Annotated in this window: 17 protein-coding genes; 5 read left to right on the top strand and 12 right to left on the bottom strand. The window is 72.7% G+C overall.

The features are described 5' to 3' along the window. Positions 1-96: 96 nt before the first annotated feature. Positions 97-669 carry a PPA1309 family protein gene (locus tag ACZ6ZI_RS15690; protein WP_363053193.1) on the top strand — a complete coding sequence of 191 codons (573 nt, stop codon included), beginning with the start codon at positions 97-99 and terminating at the stop codon, positions 667-669. Positions 670-775: 106 nt separating this feature from the next. Here the strand turns inward: ACZ6ZI_RS15690 and ACZ6ZI_RS15695 are convergent, their stop codons facing one another. From ACZ6ZI_RS15695 to ACZ6ZI_RS15710, 4 genes are all read right to left on the bottom strand, one after another. Continuing rightward, on the bottom strand, positions 776-1,864 hold the full coding sequence (locus ACZ6ZI_RS15695; protein WP_469520484.1) for a YlbL family protein: 1,089 nt from the start codon (positions 1,862-1,864) through the stop codon (positions 776-778). A gap of 109 nt (positions 1,865-1,973) precedes the next feature. Beyond that, positions 1,974-2,171, bottom strand: coding sequence for a hypothetical protein (locus ACZ6ZI_RS15700; protein ID WP_363053191.1), 198 nt, complete (start codon positions 2,169-2,171; stop codon positions 1,974-1,976). A gap of 192 nt (positions 2,172-2,363) precedes the next feature. Then, positions 2,364-2,825, bottom strand: coding sequence for a molybdenum cofactor biosynthesis protein MoaE (locus ACZ6ZI_RS15705; protein ID WP_363053190.1), 462 nt, complete (start codon positions 2,823-2,825; stop codon positions 2,364-2,366). Positions 2,826-2,928: 103 nt separating this feature from the next. Beyond that, complete coding sequence (locus ACZ6ZI_RS15710; RefSeq protein ID WP_363053189.1) at positions 2,929-4,095, bottom strand: SDR family oxidoreductase; 1,167 nt, start codon at positions 4,093-4,095, stop codon at positions 2,929-2,931. 192 nt (positions 4,096-4,287) lie between these two features. On the opposite strand from ACZ6ZI_RS15710, the gene ACZ6ZI_RS15715 reads away from it, so the two are divergent. Continuing rightward, on the top strand, positions 4,288-5,670 hold the full coding sequence (locus ACZ6ZI_RS15715; RefSeq protein WP_469520490.1) for a zinc-dependent metalloprotease: 1,383 nt from the start codon (positions 4,288-4,290) through the stop codon (positions 5,668-5,670). Continuing rightward, the gene (locus ACZ6ZI_RS15720) at positions 5,667-6,209 is read left to right on the top strand and encodes an NUDIX hydrolase (protein ID WP_469520494.1); all 543 of its coding nucleotides are present in this window, start codon (positions 5,667-5,669) and stop codon (positions 6,207-6,209) included. Before ACZ6ZI_RS15715 ends, ACZ6ZI_RS15720 begins: the two co-directional genes overlap by 4 nt. Before the next feature lie 118 nt (positions 6,210-6,327). Here the strand turns inward: ACZ6ZI_RS15720 and ACZ6ZI_RS15725 are convergent, their stop codons facing one another. From ACZ6ZI_RS15725 to ACZ6ZI_RS15740, 4 genes are all read right to left on the bottom strand, one after another. After that, on the bottom strand, positions 6,328-7,083 hold the full coding sequence (locus tag ACZ6ZI_RS15725; protein WP_469520497.1) for an AIM24 family protein: 756 nt from the start codon (positions 7,081-7,083) through the stop codon (positions 6,328-6,330). Between the two features lie 17 nt (positions 7,084-7,100). Beyond that, a complete protein-coding gene (locus ACZ6ZI_RS15730; RefSeq protein WP_469520612.1) occupies positions 7,101-7,781 on the bottom strand; it encodes an AIM24 family protein in 681 nt (226 codons plus the stop codon). A 20-nt stretch (positions 7,782-7,801) separates the two neighbouring features. Next, positions 7,802-9,469, bottom strand: coding sequence for a TerD family protein (locus ACZ6ZI_RS15735; protein WP_469520500.1), 1,668 nt, complete (start codon positions 9,467-9,469; stop codon positions 7,802-7,804). Positions 9,470-9,640: 171 nt separating this feature from the next. Next, positions 9,641-10,237, bottom strand: a complete 597-nt coding sequence (locus tag ACZ6ZI_RS15740) for a M48 metallopeptidase family protein (protein ID WP_469520615.1) — start codon at positions 10,235-10,237, stop codon at positions 9,641-9,643. Positions 10,238-10,408: 171 nt separating this feature from the next. On the opposite strand from ACZ6ZI_RS15740, the gene ACZ6ZI_RS15745 reads away from it, so the two are divergent. Further along, complete coding sequence (locus tag ACZ6ZI_RS15745) at positions 10,409-11,674, top strand: ThiF family adenylyltransferase (RefSeq protein WP_469520503.1); 1,266 nt, start codon at positions 10,409-10,411, stop codon at positions 11,672-11,674. A gap of 138 nt (positions 11,675-11,812) precedes the next feature. Next, positions 11,813-13,141: an ABC1 kinase family protein gene (locus tag ACZ6ZI_RS15750; RefSeq protein WP_469520505.1), complete on the top strand. Its 1,329-nt coding sequence runs from the start codon at positions 11,813-11,815 to the stop codon at positions 13,139-13,141. Positions 13,142-13,183: 42 nt separating this feature from the next. Here the strand turns inward: ACZ6ZI_RS15750 and ACZ6ZI_RS15755 are convergent, their stop codons facing one another. The 4 genes from ACZ6ZI_RS15755 to ACZ6ZI_RS15770 all read right to left on the bottom strand — a co-directional run bounded on the left by ACZ6ZI_RS15755 (position 13,184) and on the right by ACZ6ZI_RS15770 (position 14,687). Continuing rightward, a complete protein-coding gene (locus ACZ6ZI_RS15755) occupies positions 13,184-13,390 on the bottom strand; it encodes a hypothetical protein (RefSeq protein WP_363053181.1) in 207 nt (68 codons plus the stop codon). 97 nt (positions 13,391-13,487) lie between these two features. Further along, positions 13,488-13,823, bottom strand: a complete 336-nt coding sequence (locus ACZ6ZI_RS15760) for a hypothetical protein (RefSeq protein ID WP_363053180.1) — start codon at positions 13,821-13,823, stop codon at positions 13,488-13,490. Next, the gene (locus ACZ6ZI_RS15765) at positions 13,820-14,191 is read right to left on the bottom strand and encodes a WhiB family transcriptional regulator (RefSeq protein WP_469520509.1); all 372 of its coding nucleotides are present in this window, start codon (positions 14,189-14,191) and stop codon (positions 13,820-13,822) included. Before ACZ6ZI_RS15765 ends, ACZ6ZI_RS15760 begins: the two co-directional genes overlap by 4 nt. A gap of 184 nt (positions 14,192-14,375) precedes the next feature. Further along, positions 14,376-14,687 (bottom strand): hypothetical protein, encoded by a 312-nt coding sequence (locus ACZ6ZI_RS15770; RefSeq protein WP_363053420.1) that lies wholly within the window; start codon positions 14,685-14,687, stop codon positions 14,376-14,378. Between the last annotated feature and the right edge of the window lie 104 nt (positions 14,688-14,791).

Consider the following 14,791-nt stretch of genomic DNA (forward strand, 5'->3'; position numbering starts at 1 on the left):
TTGGAAGCAGCCAAAGCAGGGCCCGATCGTAGAGCCCACTCATGCAACTTACTGAGGCTTTAGTCAGTTCCCGGTATCGGGGGTGAAGGAGGCAGGATGTTGTCCATGTCCAACGTTTCCCCCTCCCCCGGCACCCCGATGGCGGCCGGCCCGCTGACCCGTGCCGTCCTCGAAATCGACGAGTACGCCTCCACCCTCGGCTGGGACAAGCCCGCCCGGCTGTTCGCCCTGGTCGACACCGCGCGCCTGCGCCGCTCCGAGCCCGACCTCGCGCGCCGGCTCGGCCAGGACCAGGACGACGCCGGAAAGGCGCAGCTCACCCCGATCGAGCAGGACGAGGTGCCGGCCGGGACCCCCCTGGACAAGTTCCTGGGAACCATCGCCTGGCCCGACGCCATCGTCGGCTGCGCCCTGACCGTGGAGCGGCTGATGCTGCCGCCGTCCGCCGAGGCCTCCGTCCCGGCCGGGCTCAGCGACAAGCAGCTGACCAAGTGGGTCGCCACGCACCCCGACCGGCAGGAGGTGCGGCTGACCGTGGGCGTGCTGCGCGACGGCTCGCGCGAGTCCGCCGTACGTCTGCGGGACAAGGACTCCACGAGCGAGGTGCTGACCGGGGCCGGTCTGGTGCCGGGCCTGGCCGACGCGCTGGCGGCGACCTTCCTCGACTAGCGGGTGCGCGACCGGCCGGTGCGCGACCGGCCGGTGCGCAGTCGGGCGGGCGGCGCCGCGGCGTGCCCGGGGGCGGGGGACCCCGGGTCGGCCGGCGGCGGCGCGGTCACTTCGCGGTGCACCGCGGCAGGTCCGCGGTGTCGCCCTTGCCGATCCTGCGGAGCGAGTCGTACGCGTCCTCGATGGTGGAGACCTTCACCAGGGTGAGGCCGTCCGGCACGTGCGAGGAGGCGGAGGCGCAGTTGTCGGCCGGGGTGAGGAAGTACTCGGCGCCGGCCTGGCGGGCGCCGATGGTCTTCATCTGGATCCCGCCGATCGGGCCGACCCTGCCGGCGTCGTCGATGGTTCCGGTGCCCGCGATGAACTTGCCGCCCGTGAGGTTCTCCGGGGTCAGCTTGTCGATGATGCCGAGCGCGAACATGAGCCCCGCGCTGGGGCCGCCGACGTCGGCGAGCTTGATGTCGATCGGGAACGGGAAGGTGTGGTCGGTGCCGGCCCGGATGCCGACGATGGCGTGGCCGTCGTCGGGGGCCTTGCCCGCCGTGATGGTGACCTTGCTCGTGGTGGTGGGCTCGCGGCCCGCCTTCTCCGCCTCCGCGGCGTCGGCCGCGGGGACGACGGTGAAGACGACGGGCTCGCCCGGCTTGTGCTTCGTCACCAGCTTCGCCACGTCGGCGGGGTCGGTGACCGGGCTCCCGTCGACCTCCTTGATCACGTCCCCGGCGTGCAGCTTGCCCTCGGAGGGGCTCGCCTTGACGACGGTGGAGACGACGACGCGCGCGGCGACCGGGATGTTCAGCTGCTTGAGGGCGGCCACCTTGGCGCTCTCCTGCGACTGGCTGAACTCCTCGGCGTTCTCCTGCGTCGACTCCTTGTCGGTCTTGCCGTTCGGGTAGAGGTTCTCGTGCGGTACGACGATGTTGTCGCCCGCCAGCCAGCCGTAGACGGCCTCCACCAGGTTCATGTCGTAGTCGGCGCCGGTCACGCGGACCGTGGTCATGTTCAGGTGCCCGGTGGTCGGGTACGTCTTGTGCCCCGAGATGTTCAGTACCGGCTCGCCCCGCGAGTCACCGAGCGTGTTCACGGTCGGGCCCGGGCTCATCTCCGAGTACGGGACCCTGATGAACACCCCGGCACAGAGCAGGGCGAACAACACCAGGGTGGAAGCGAGCATCGTCGCAGTGCGGCGTGGCATGGATCGACAGTACGGGACGGGCTCGGCGGACGGCCCCCGGGGCCGGTCCGTACGGGGCCCGTACGGGGAACTCTCAGGGGATTCTCAGCGGAGGGCGCTCACGGGACGCTCAGACGGCGTCGGAACCGGAATGTGCCTTCTCCTGCGTCCTCGCCCGGTCGGCCTTGTCCATGACCTCGCGGAACCTCGCGTAGCCGGCGAGTTCGGATATGTCGCCCTGGGTGCGGTCGCGCGCCGCCCAGCTGCCCCATATCGCCGCCCCGATCGCGGCGAACAGCGGAATCAGCAACCACGCCAGTGACGCCATGGACGTGCCTCCCTGCCCGTAGAAGTGCGTGTCGTCGGTGGCTTCAACGCTCGTTCCCGACAGGGGGTTACGCAAATCGAGGGCGTGTTGCGCGGCCGAACGGGTGTGAGGTTACCCCCGACCGGGGGCGACCCTCGCGCGGGGGGCGTGGAAGCACGCCTGCCCCGCGCCGGCCCCGCGCGACGCCCGCCGTCAGCAGGCGCCGACCCACTCCTCCGTGCCGTCCGAGAAGGTCTGGTGCTTCCAGATCGGCACCTCGTGCTTGAGGTCGTCGATCAGCATCCGGCAGGCCTCGAAGGCCTCCCCGCGGTGCGGGCAGGAGACGGCGACGACGACGGCGAGGTCACCGACGGCGAGGTCGCCGACGCGGTGGACGGCTGCCAGGGCGCGGACCGGGTACTTGGCCACGACGCGCTCGGCGACGCGCCGCATCTCGGCCTCCGCCGACGGATGGCAGGAGTAGCCGAGCGAGTCGACGTCGGCGCCGCTGTCGTGGTTGCGCACCGTCCCGACGAAGAGGGTGGTGCCTCCCGTCGCGTCATCGCCTACGGCCCGGAAGACCTCGTCGATGGAGAGCGGGGTCTCGCGGATCTCGAGCAGCCGGATCGGGTCCGGGGCGGCCTGCTCGCCGGGGTGGTCGAAGTGCGGTGCCATGCTCCCATCGTGCCCCAGTGGCTGACGTGGCGGAATAGCTCTTTCGCCCGGGGAGGGCCGCTCCCGTTGGGAGCCTCCTACAGGAGACCGGTCCCCGTCCGGGTCACAGCCCCCGGCGGCGGCGGGCGCGGCGCACGGCCGCGGCGGCGCCGAGCAGGGCGACCGTGGCACCGGCCGCGCCGGCGGCCGTCGCGGCGTCCTTGCGGCCCAGGCGGCGGCCCGCGACGGTGTGCCGGCCCGCGACCTCCTGGAGCAGCTCCGCGAGGACCTCCTCGTTGGTCCAGCGGGGCCGCCAGCCGGCCGCGTGGAGCCCGCTGACGCTGACCACCCACGGGTGCATCGTGTACGCGAGGTCGCCGGCGGGAGAGGGCGTCAGGCCGATCCGGTGCAGGCGCGCCGCGGCGCCCAGGGCCACCGCCGAGGGGAGCTCCATGCGGCGGATGCCGCTCAGCTCCTCGACCTCCTCCTGCTCCAGCCACCCCTCGCAGCCGACGGCCAGCTCGCCCTCGGCCTTCTCCAGGGCGGCGTACTCCAGGGCGCTGACCAGGTCCTCGACGTGACAGAACTGCCAGGTGGGGCGGGATCCGGCGACCACGAGCAGGCGCGGGGACTCGAAGTAGCGGGTGAGGGCGGTGTCGGTGCCGCCGACGAGGACGGCCGGGCGGACCACGGTCACGTTCAGACCGGGGTGCGCGCGCGGGGCGCGGCGGCCGAGCCGTTCGATCTCCAGCAGGTCGCCGACGCCGGTGGCCTCGGCGGTGGCGCGCAGCTCGGAGTCCTCCGAGAGCGGGATGTCGTTGTCGGGCAGGGCGCCGTAGACCATCGCCGAGGTGCACAGCACGACCCGGTGCACGCCGGCCGCGGCGGCGGCCGTCAGGACGGTCTGGGTCCCGCGCACGTTGTACGCGGTACGGGCGGCCGGGTCCGTCTCCAGGTCGAGGTCGAGCGCGAGGTGGACGACGACGTCGGCGCCGCGCAGCTTCTCGGCGATGGCGGGGTCGCGGACGTCGAGGACGTGCCACTGCGCGGCGGCGCAGTCCCCGCGCCGTTCGTCGATGGCGACGACCTGCTTGACCTCGTCGGACTCGGCCAGCCGGCTCACCAGGGCCGCGCCGACCCCGGACGCGGCGCCGGTGACCGCGATCACGGGGCTGCGTCGTCGGGGACCGGCCTCGTTTCGCGGCGGGCGAACGCCGGGGGCGCTCTCGCCGTGGTCAGGGCGGTTTTCGGCGTCGTGCGGCGCGCGAGCCTGCGGATCTGGGGAACTCACCGGGCGTCTCCAGCGGTTGTCTTCAGTGGGGACGCGCCGTGACGCGTACCCACCAGGTGATGTCCATCCTGCCGCAGCCCAGGAGTCGGCGGAGCACCGAGCCCGGAAGCGGGAGTGGTGTCTACGCTGGGTGGTGTTGTCGGACCATTGCCCGTCGGCACCCGCCGACGGCCCTACGAGCCGAGGAAACCCGTGAGCGACACCCCATTCGGATTCGGCCTTCCGCCGGAGGAGCCGGAGAACGGCGACGAGGGCAAGAAGGGCGGCCAGGGCGGGCCCGCGAATCCGTTCGGGTTCGGCCCCGGCGGCCTGCCGGGCGGCGGGGACAACCCGTTCGCCGCGATGTTCGGCTCGATGAACCCGAATGATCTCGGCGCCGCCTTCCAGCAGCTCGGCCAGATGCTGAGCTACGAGGGCGGTCCCGTGAACTGGGACATGGCCAAGGACATCGCCCGTCAGACCGTCGCCCAGGGCACGGCCGACGGCGTCAAGGACACGAGCGTCGGCGTCGCCGAGAAGTCCGCGGTCGAGGAGGCCGTGCGCCTCGCCGACCTGTGGCTGGACGGGGTGACCTCGCTGCCCTCCGGGGCGAACGCGGCCGTGGCGTGGAGCCGCGCCGAGTGGGTCGAGGCGACCCTGCCGGTGTGGAAGGAGCTCGTGGACCCGGTGGCCGAGCGCGTCGGCGCGGCCATGGGCGGCGTCCTGCCGGAGGAGATGCAGGCCATGGCGGGCCCGCTGCTCGGCATGATGCGCTCGATGGGCGGCGCCATGTTCGGCCAGCAGATCGGCCAGGCCGTGGGCACCCTCGCCGGCGAGGTCGTCGGCTCGACCGACATCGGTCTGCCGCTGGGCCCGGCGGGCCGGGCCGCGCTGCTGCCGCTGAACATCGAGAGCTTCGGCAAGGACCTGGGCGTCCCCTCGGACGAGGTCCGGCTGTACCTGGCGCTGCGCGAGGCCGCCCACGCCCGCCTGTTCGCGCACGTGCCGTGGCTGCGTTCGCACCTGTTCGGCGCGGTCGAGGGCTACGCGCGGGGCATCAAGGTCGACACCTCGAAGCTGGAGGACGTGGTCGGTCAGCTCGACCCGTCGAACCCGGAGCAGCTCCAGGAGGCCCTCCAGGGCGGGATGTTCCAGCCGCAGGACACCCCCGAGCAGAAGGCCGCGCTGGCCCGCCTGGAGACGGCGCTCGCGCTGGTCGAGGGCTGGGTGGACGCGGTGGTCCACGAGGCGGCCAAGCCCCGTCTGACCTCGGCCGACGCCATGCGCGAGACCATGCGCCGGCGCCGCGCCTCGGGCGGTCCCGCGGAGCAGACCTTCGCGACGTTGATCGGGCTGGAGCTGCGTCCCCGCCGGCTGCGCGACGCCTCGCGGCTGTGGGCCTCGCTCACGGACGCGCGCGGGGTAGACGGCCGCGACGGGCTGTGGGAGCACCCGGACATGCTGCCGACGGCCTCCGACCTGGACGACCCGGACGGGTTCGTGCACCGGGAGCAGCTCGACTTCTCGGAGATCGACAAGATGCTCGGCGAGGCCGCCGAGAAGCGCGACCAGGGTGAGGGTGACGAGAAGAAGTGAGCCTGCACGAGGACGCCGTCCTGGTACTGAAGGCGTACGAGGGGCACGACGAGGCGCAGCGCGAGCTGCGGGACGTCTACCTGGAGCACCTGGCCGCGCACCCCGACGGGGTCTACAAGCCCTGTGAGGCGGGGCACGTCACCGGCAGCGCGCTGGTGATCGACCCCTCGCGGGGCCGGGTGCTCCTGACCCTGCACAAGAAGCTCGGCCTGTGGCTCCAGATGGGCGGGCACTGCGAGGCCGGCGACCAGACGCTCGCGGAGGTCGCGCTGCGCGAGGCCGTCGAGGAGTCCGGGATCGCCTCCGGGCTGACCCTGGTGCCGGGAGGTCCGGTGCGTCTGGACCGGCATCCGATCCCGGCTCCGTGCAACTGGCACCTGGACGTGCAGTACGCGGCGCTGGCGCCGGCCGACGCGGTGGCGGAGATCAGCGAGGAGTCGCTGGACCTGCGCTGGTTCCCGTACGAGGAGGTGGCGGCGGTGGCCGACACCTCGGTGGTGCGGCTGCTGGAGGACACCCGGGCGCGGCTCGGCGTCTGATCCGGGCACGCCGGACGTGACGCGACGGGCATGACGCGACAGGCGTGACGCGACGTGCGTGAGGGGGCGGGCCCGTACGGGTCCGCCCCCTCACGCGTGCCGGTCCTCGGCGGCCCAGTCAGTTCCAGGCGTTGTTCTGGTTCTGGGCGTGGGCGCCGTGCTGGCCCATGCCGTACTGGGCGGCGACGCCCTGGCCGAGCTGGGCGTTCTGCGGGGGCAGCACCTCGCTGGGCTGCACGAGGGCGAAGCCGGTGCCGAGGAAGCTCAGCTCCCAGCCCTCGCCGGTGTTGCCGCGCCGCCGCCAGACGCCGGTGGAGTGGGTCTGGGCCTGCATCTGGACGCGCAGGGAGGTGGACCAGGCGACGATCGCGTCGGCGTCGGCGTTGACGTACTTGTCCGGGGTGACCTGCATCATCAGGGGCTGTCCGGAGGTCATGAGGGCGACCTTGCCGCGTCCGCTGATGTTGAGCTGGTACTTGCCGGATCCGGAGATCCCGTACTGGCTGTCGACCGCGATGGCCTCGGTGTGCAGGGTGGAGTCCAGGGCCAGCACGTAGCCGCTGTCCACGGTGAGGCCGTCGTGGTCGACGTCGACGACGTGGACGTACTGCGCGAGGTTGGCGAGGTAGACCGTGCCCTGCCCGGAGCAGCGCATCAGGTCGAGGCCCTCGCCGGTGCGCGCGCGGGCGTTGCGTTGGCCGGTGCTCTGGTACTCGCCGTCGAAGTCGACGATCCCCTGGTAGGCGACCATCGAGCCCTTGCGGGCGAGGACGTCGTCGGAGCCGGTGAGGCTGATCCGCAGCAGTTGCGGGTTCTGGACGGCGTAGCGGTCCTGGGTCTGCTGTTCGGCGTGTGCGAAGAGTGAGCTCTGCATGGTGTGTCCGTCCCCCCTCAGCCCCGGGTCCGGAGCCGGTCGGTGCTGTCCTCGCTGGGCTGTACGACGACGATGCCCTGGCCGGAGAAGGCCATCTGGTAGGCCTCCCCGCTGCCCCGGCCGATCATCGACGAGGCCTTGAAGCTGCGCTTGCCCTTCACCTTGAGGTTCGGGGACCAGGCGACGAGCGCGTCCGGGTCGACGTACGTCTCGTCGTCTCCGCGTCCGCAGTCGACCACGATGGGCGTGCCGCGGGAGGTGATGGCGACCCATCCGGTGCCGGCGATCTGCACGTTGAACAGGCCCTGGCCGGCGAACTTCGCCATGCCCTTGACCCGCTCGACGCCCCACTGGAGGCCGGCGTCGAAGGCGAGCAGGTTGGTGCCGTTGACGGAGAGGGCGTCGTTGGCGAGGTTGATGACGACGACGTCCGCGCCGTAGTCGGCGAGGTAGAGCAGGCCGTCGCCGGTGCACTTCATCAGCGGGGCGCCCTCGCCGGTCAGCCACTGGGAGGCCATCTGGCGGACGGCGGGCGGGTTGGGCTCGTACTGGATGAAGCCCTCGTAGGCGACCATCGAGCCGGTGCGCGCGAAGAGGTCCTGGCCGGTCTGCAGGGCGACCTTGAGCATGGACCGGCCGTGGTTCTCCATGCGGGCCGTGACGGGGGTGGGGGCGTAGCCCGCGAGCTGCTGGTTCATTGCGTTCATGACGGGCTCCCTCAGACCTCGTACGGCTGGACGACGATGAAGTTGCCGGGGGCGCCGCGGAACTGGAGGTTCACGGTCTCCCCGCTGTGGCCCGGGTAGGCGTTGCGGCGCAGCCGGACCTGGCTGGAAATGATCACCTGGGAGGCGGCGGACCACGCGACGATGGCGTTGCTGTCGGCGAAGGTGGTCGGGGTGACCGGCAGGACGACGGGGACGCCGTGCGTCTTGACGATGACGGTGCCGGTGCCCTGGAAGAGCATGGTGAACAGGGCGCCGCCGGGGATGCCGTGGCCCTCGATGCGACGGACCTCGTGCTGGAGGGACTCGTCGAAGGCGAGGACGTTCTCGGCGGAGACGCAGATGCCGTCGCCCTGGAGCTCGATGGCGTGCAGGTGGGCGCCGTTCTCGGCGAGGAAGACCTGGCCGCGGCCGGTGCAGCGCATGAGCTGCATCTCCTGGCCGGTGGCGTTGCCGACGATGCGGCCGGCGAAGCCCGCGCCCTTGTAGCTGAAGTCGACCTTGCCCTGGTAGAGGACCATGCTGCCCTGGCGGGCGAGGACGGCCTGGCCGCCGAGCGACAGGTCCACGCGCATGAGCTGCTGGTTCTGCGGGGTCCAGCGGGCGCCGGTGGGGGCCTCCTTGTACCGCTGGAGGGCGGCGGCGAGGCCGGGGGCAGCGGCGGGCGCGGCCTGCGGGGCCTGGCCGTAGGGGGCCGGGGGCTGCTGACCGTACGGAACCTGGCCCGCCGGGGGCTGTCCGCCGTACGGGGCCTGGCCGCCGTACGAGGGCTGCTGCGGCGGGGCGCCGTAGGGCGCGGGAGCCGGGGCCGGCGGCGGGACCTGGGCGCCGTACGAGGGCTGGCCGTAGGGGGTCGCCGGGGCGGGCGGGGTGATCGGGCCGACCATGGTCGGGGCCGAGTGCACGGGCGCCGGGGCGGGCTGCTGCGGCTGGGGCTGCTGGTAGGGGGGCTGCTGCTGGTGCTGGTGCTGGGGGGCCGGCTGCTGCGGCGGGGCGTAGGGCGCGGGGGCCGGGGCCTGCTGCCCGCCGGGGGCGCCGAACGCCGGCGCCGGGCCGGCGGGCGGGGCGAATCCCGGGGCGGCGGCGGGCGGCTGGGCCTGGGCCGGGACCTGCGCCTCGGGCTGCGGCTCCTCCTCGGCGACCTCGCCGCCGAAGTGCTGGAGCAGGGCGGCGAGGCCGCCGTCGAAGCCCTGGCCGACGGCGGCGAAGCGCCAGACGTCCTTGAGGTAGAAGTCGCCGATCATCAGGGCGCGTTCGGTGCTGAACTCGGAGCCCGTGAAGGAGTAGCGGACGACTTCCTCGCCGCCGGCGACGATCCGGATGTAGCCGGGGCCGATCTGGGACATCTGGCCGTCGCCGTCGAGGGTGGCGGTGAAGGACAGCTTGTGGATGTTCGCGGGAACGCGGTCCAGGGTCACCCGGAAGGATTCCGTGTCACCGGCCTGGGCGCCGAGCTGCTGGATGGACTCCTCGGGCGACTTCGGCTGGTTGTAGAAGACGAAGTAGCGGTCGTCCGACAGGCGCTCGTCGGCGTCGAGGCCGAAGCAGCTGATGTCGAAGCCGAGCCCGGGCCCGACGATCTGGACGCCCACGTACAGATCGGTACCCGCCGTCAGATCACTGATCCTGGCCTTGTGGCCGCGTTGGAATTCCCTGGCCATACGTCCGACCGTCCCCCGTCCCGAAGGTGAATGGATGCCGCTGGATGGATGCCGCTGGCGCGTGCCGTTCCCCGCGTGCTGCTGAAGGTGTGGCGCTCAGGCTAACGGCTCGCGCGGACATCCGGCCAAGTCGGTACCGAGCCGGTACACATCACTTTCCGTGACAGAAGGTCATTCGTCGCGGGCGGTGGGAACCTTCGGCAGACGCTCCGCCGCGACCACTCCCTCCAGGTAGCCGCGGGCCCGCTCGGTCTTCGGATAGGGCTCCAGCAGCTCCCAGAAACGCGGGCCGTGACCGGGTACCAGGAGGTGGGCCAGCTCGTGGAGCAGCACGTAGTCGACGACGTACTCCGGCATGCCCTGGAGGCGGTGGGACAACCGGATGCTGCCTTCGGCCGGGGTGCAGGAGCCCCAGCGCGTGTTCTGGTTGGTGACCCAGCGCACGGATCGGGGGCGGGCCCGGCCGTCGAAGTACTGCTCGGACAGACGCTCGGCGCGCTCGGTCAGTTCCGTGTCGCCGAGGACGCGCCGGCTCTCCTGCGCGGCCAGTTTGTCCAGCATGACGCCCACCCAGCGCCGCTCCTCGGCCTCGGACATCCGGGCAGGGATCAGGACGACCGTCCGCTCGCCCTCGCGGTAGGCGGATACGGTCCTGCGGCGGCGCGCGCTCCGGCGGACTTCGACGGCGCGCTGCGGTGGGTCGGCGGACACGCGTCGACGGTACCCGCTCGTCGTGGCGGAAGTCCCGCGCGTCCGCAGCTCGAACATGATCGATTCGTCGGCGACGGCCGATGCGCCCCTTTTCTCCATCTCATATGCCTAATACCCCTTGCCTGTGGACAAATTGCCGCACGCTTCGCACGGGGCGGGCATCGTGACGTGGTGACGTCGTGACGTCGTGACGTCGTGACGTGGTGCGAGGAGCAGGAGGAGGCGGCGATGTATCCGAAGGTGAAGCCGGCGTTGGCCCGGGCCTGGAGGGACCTGCAGACGGTCCAGTTCGGGGTGACCCCCGCGCACGCCGTGGTGCTCGGCCCGGTGGACACGGCCACGGGCGCGTTCCTCGACCGGATCGACGGGACGCGGGGCATGGAGTTGCTGCGGGCGGAGGCCCGGCGGTTCGGCCTGCCGGAGGGGCGGGCGGAGGAGTTGGTCACGAGGCTGGCGAGGGCCGGTCTGCTCGACGACGTCGGCGCGGGCCGGCCCGGGGAGCCGGCGGTGCGCGACCGGTCGCGGACGCCGGAGCGGCTGGAGCCGGATCTGGCGTCGCTGTCCCTGGTGTGTCCGGAGCCCGGCGGGGACTTACGGGCCCTCGCGGCGCGCCGGGAGCTGCGGGTGCGGGTGCGCGGGAGCGGACGCGTGGGGGCGTTGGTGGCCGCCGTCCTGGCGGGGGCGGGCGTCGGCCGGGTCGAGGTCCTCGACGGGGGTCGGGCGGTACCGGGCGACGTGGCGCCGGGCGGGCTGGGACCGGCCGGCGTGGGCCGGCTGCGGGCCGAGGCGGCGGCGGCCGTGGTCCGGGAGGCGGCGCCGGGGCGCACCCCCCGGGCCGGGGAGGCGGCCGGGTCCGCGTCGGGGCCGGGGGCGGGGTCGGCGTCGGCGTCCGCGTCGGGGTCGGGCGCGGGGTCGGGGTCGGGGTCGGGGTCGGCGTGGGGGTCGGCGTGGGGCGCGGCACGCGGGGTCGGGGCGCGGGGCGGTGGCGAGCGGGGGGTGGCGCTGGTGGTGGTCGCGCCCCGGGACGGGCTCCAGGCGTGGGCCCCCGATCCGGAGACCGCCGCCGGCTGGGTGGCCACCGGCACCCCGCACCTGTACGCGGGGGTGCTGGAGGGTACGGGGCTGGTGGGGCCGCTGGTGCTGCCCGGGGTGACGGCCTGCGCCGGCTGCATGGAGCGCGAGCGGGTCGAGAGGGATCCGGCCTGGCCGAGGATGCTGGTCCAGTGGCGCTCGGCGCACCGTCGGCGGGGCACGGCCGCCTGTGACCTCGGGCTGTCGACGGCGGTGGCGGGGCTGGCCGCCGCGCACGCCCTGGCCTTCCTGGACGGCGGCTTCCCCGCCTCGACGGCCACCCGGTGGGAGGCGGCCCTGCCCGCCCTGCACTGGCGGCGCGCGGCGGTGCGCGCGCATCCGGACTGTCCGTGCGGGGCGGCGCCCGCGGGGACGGGCGAGGAGGTCGGCGTCGGGGCCTCGGGCGCGGCGGCGACGTCATGAGGGAGCGGGCGGTACGGGGGCGGAACGGGGCCGGTGCCCGCGTCCGGGGGTCGGGGAGCCCATGACAGGATGCTTCGGGGTCGAGGGTCGTCCCGAACCGCCGTTCGCGGCACAGCAGTCTGGGAACAGGAGGGGCTCATGTCTGATCTTCCCCGGAAGGCGGTCACCCGCACCGTCAAGCTGGCCGCGCTACCGCTCGGCATCGCGGGCCGGGCCACCTGGGGGCTGGGCAAGCGCATCGGCGGCAAGTCGGCCGAGATCGTCGCCCGGGAGCTCCAGCAGCGCACCGCCGAGCAACTCTTCCGCACGCTCGGTGAGCTGAAGGGGGGCGCCATGAAGTTCGGGCAGGCCCTTTCGGTGTTCGAGTCGGCGCTGCCCGAGGAGGTCGCCGGGCCCTACCGGGCGGCACTGACCAAGCTTCAGGAGGCGGCCCCTCCGCTGCCGGCCGCGCGGGTGCACGAGGTGCTCGCGGAGCGTCTCGGCGAGGACTGGCGCGATCTGTTCGAGGAGTTCGAGGACAAGCCCTCGGCGGCGGCCTCGATCGGACAGGTGCACCGGGCGGTGTGGCACGACGGGCGTCAGGTGGCGGTCAAGGTCCAGTACCCGGGCGCGGGCGAGGCGTTGCTGTCCGACCTCAAGCAGTTGGGCCGCTTCGCGGGGCTGTTGGGTCCGCTGATCCCGGGCATGGATGTGAAGCCCCTGATCAAGGAGTTGCGCGACCGGGTCTCGGAGGAGCTGGACTACGAGTTGGAGGCCGAGGCGCAGCGCACCCACGCGGACGCCTTCGACGGCGACCCCGACGTGGTCGTGCCGGACGTCGTGCACCAGGGCGACCAGGTGTTGGTGACGGAGTGGCTGGAGGGCACCCCGCTGTCGGAGGTGATCTCCGACGGGACGCGGGAGGAGCGTGACCGTGCCGGGCAGTTGCTGGCCCGGTTCCTCTTCTCGGGACCGGCCCGCACGGGATTGCTGCACGCCGATCCGCATCCGGGGAACTTCCGGTTGATGACGGGGCCCGAGGGGCGGACGCGGTTGGGGGTGCTGGACTTCGGGACGGTCGACCGGCTGCCCGGCGGGTGGCCCAAACCCATCGGCCGATCGCTGCGGATGACCCTGGACGGGGACGCCCAGGGGGTGTACGGCCACCTGCGCAACGAGGGCTTCGTGAAGGAGTCCATCGAGCTGGACCCCGATGAGTTGCTCGACTACCTCAAGCCGATCATCGAACCGGCCGAGGCCGAGGAGTTCACCTTCACCCGGCCGTGGCTGCGCGGGCAGGCCGCGCGGATCGCCGATCCCCGCTCCCCCGCGCACCAGTTGGGGCGGCAGATCAACCTGCCGCCCTCGTACCTGCTGATCCACCGGGTCACCCTGAGCACCATCGGGGTGCTGTGCCAGCTGGGGGCGACGGTGCGGCTGCGCGAGGAGCTCGACACCTGGCTGCCGGGGTTCCGGACCGAGGCCTGATCGGGTCCGCGCCGGCGGCGGTAGGGCGGTGACCGGTTCGGGTCACCACCAGGAGGAGTCGAGCCTGCCCTCGATCGCCCGGAGGTTGGCGCGCGCGCAGTCGACGCAGAAGTACTGTCTGCTTCCGTTCTCGACGGAGCAGGTCCAGGTGGGCGGGGCGCCGTCCGGGGCGCGGGTGCCGCAGCGCGCGCAGACCGCGGGCTGGGCCTCGGGTCCCGGCGGGGTGGGCTGGGGGGTCGGCTGGTCCACCTCCAGACGATATCCCCGCGGGGGGTGAGGGGGCCGCACAACGCACCGGGGGGACCGGCCCGTGCGGACCGGTCCCCCGTGGGTGGTGCGGTGGTCGTCAGTGCATGACGGCCATGGCCAGCGCGCGGCGGGCGCGCATGGAGACGCGCTCGGCCTTGCGCTGCATGCGCCGGGCGGCGACCAGGCGCAGGGCGTGACGCTCGGCGTCCGCCTCACGCATGCGGTCGTCCATATGGGCACGGGCCAGGGCTTCTGGGATGAGTTGCATTTCGCGGGTCCTGTTCTGACGCGAGGTGATCGCGCCGGCGGTGATGAAGTCTGCGGTGGCGGAGCCGTGCGGCTGCTCGCTCGTGGTGATGGCGTGGGTGGACATGAGGGCCTGCTTCAAGGGGTCGTGCGTCAGGGGGCGGTCGATGGTTCCGATGGCGGTCATGCCGCTGCAACCGGGTTCTTGCGCGGACGACCACGGGGCCGCTTGCGGGCCACGACGACGCCCTGGACGAACAGCTCGCCACCCCAGACGCCCCAGGGCTCGCGGCGCTCCTGGGCGCCGGCGAGGCAGGCCTCGACCAGCGGGCAGGTGCCGCAGAGGGACTTGGCGTACTCCACGTCGGCCGGGGACTCGGCGAAGAAGACCTCGGGGTCGAAGGTGCGGCAGGGAACGGGTACGCCGAGGTTCTCGATGGCGTCGTCGAGCGCGGTGAGCGCGGTGAGGGGGGTCAAGGTGGAGGCCTCCGGGACTGCGGGCGGGGAGATCGTTCGGTTCTGCTGTACGGACGGGGCGTGCGCTTCGAGTTGCACGGTGTTTTCTTCCTCGTCTTGTTCGGCTAGTCGTTCCGGCCGGTCGGCCGGGGGGCGGCTGTTACCTGGTCTTTGCCAGTCCCGAGGCCCCTTCGCTCCGGTGTCCCCGTTCGGGGACAAACAGAAGGGCCGCGGATCCCGGGTGGGGTTCCGCGGCCCTGAAGGCGCCGGCCTGATCATGAGATCAGGCTGGATCACTCCAGGGTTCGAGCCCGCGGAAGGCCCACATCAGGTGGTGGTGCTGCTGCTTCGTCGTCTGCTCGGTCCGAGCTCCGGCACCGGCCGCGGCCGCGAAGCCATAGGCGTCCTGCGCCTGGGCTTCGGCTACTGCCACCAGTGCCTTGGTCGGTCGCTCATTGCGCTCGCGGACCGGAAGGGTCGCCAGGAGGGCGGGGCTGCTCGCGGAAATCGCGGACAGACCGGTGCCCAGGGCGGAGACGGAACCGAGCAGGCAGGAAGCGTCGACCGAGCGATCGGTCATTTTGGTGAAGGTCATGAAGCTGGTCACTGGTCTCGCCTCCTCTCGGCGTCTCGGGGACTCGGCCCGGGGGCCTGTCCCATACGTATTCGGATAAGTACAGCACGGATCGGAGGCTTCGG

It is taken from the genome of Streptomyces sp. NPDC103540 (genome assembly GCF_055584445.1).

Bases quoted from the DNA above. Each gene is read 5' to 3' on its own strand.
- ACZ6ZI_RS15690 (WP_363053193.1), top strand. From the start codon at position 97: ATGTTGTCCATGTCCAACGTTTCCCCCTCCCCCGGCACCCCGATGGCG.
- ACZ6ZI_RS15695 (WP_469520484.1), bottom strand. From the start codon at position 1,864: ATGCCACGCCGCACTGCGACGATGCTCGCTTCCACCCTGGTGTTGTTC.
- ACZ6ZI_RS15700 (WP_363053191.1), bottom strand. From the start codon at position 2,171: ATGGCGTCACTGGCGTGGTTGCTGATTCCGCTGTTCGCCGCGATCGGG.
- ACZ6ZI_RS15705 (WP_363053190.1), bottom strand. From the start codon at position 2,825: ATGGCACCGCACTTCGACCACCCCGGCGAGCAGGCCGCCCCGGACCCG.
- ACZ6ZI_RS15725 (WP_469520497.1), bottom strand. From the start codon at position 7,083: ATGCAGAGCTCACTCTTCGCACACGCCGAACAGCAGACCCAGGACCGC.
- ACZ6ZI_RS15730 (WP_469520612.1), bottom strand. From the start codon at position 7,781: ATGAACCAGCAGCTCGCGGGCTACGCCCCCACCCCCGTCACGGCCCGC.
- ACZ6ZI_RS15735 (WP_469520500.1), bottom strand. From the start codon at position 9,469: ATGGCCAGGGAATTCCAACGCGGCCACAAGGCCAGGATCAGTGATCTG.
- ACZ6ZI_RS15740 (WP_469520615.1), bottom strand. From the start codon at position 10,237: ATGTTCGAGCTGCGGACGCGCGGGACTTCCGCCACGACGAGCGGGTAC.
- ACZ6ZI_RS15745 (WP_469520503.1), top strand. From the start codon at position 10,409: ATGTATCCGAAGGTGAAGCCGGCGTTGGCCCGGGCCTGGAGGGACCTG.
- ACZ6ZI_RS15750 (WP_469520505.1), top strand. From the start codon at position 11,813: ATGTCTGATCTTCCCCGGAAGGCGGTCACCCGCACCGTCAAGCTGGCC.
- ACZ6ZI_RS15760 (WP_363053180.1), bottom strand. From the start codon at position 13,823: ATGACCGCCATCGGAACCATCGACCGCCCCCTGACGCACGACCCCTTG.
- ACZ6ZI_RS15770 (WP_363053420.1), bottom strand. From the start codon at position 14,687: ATGACCTTCACCAAAATGACCGATCGCTCGGTCGACGCTTCCTGCCTG.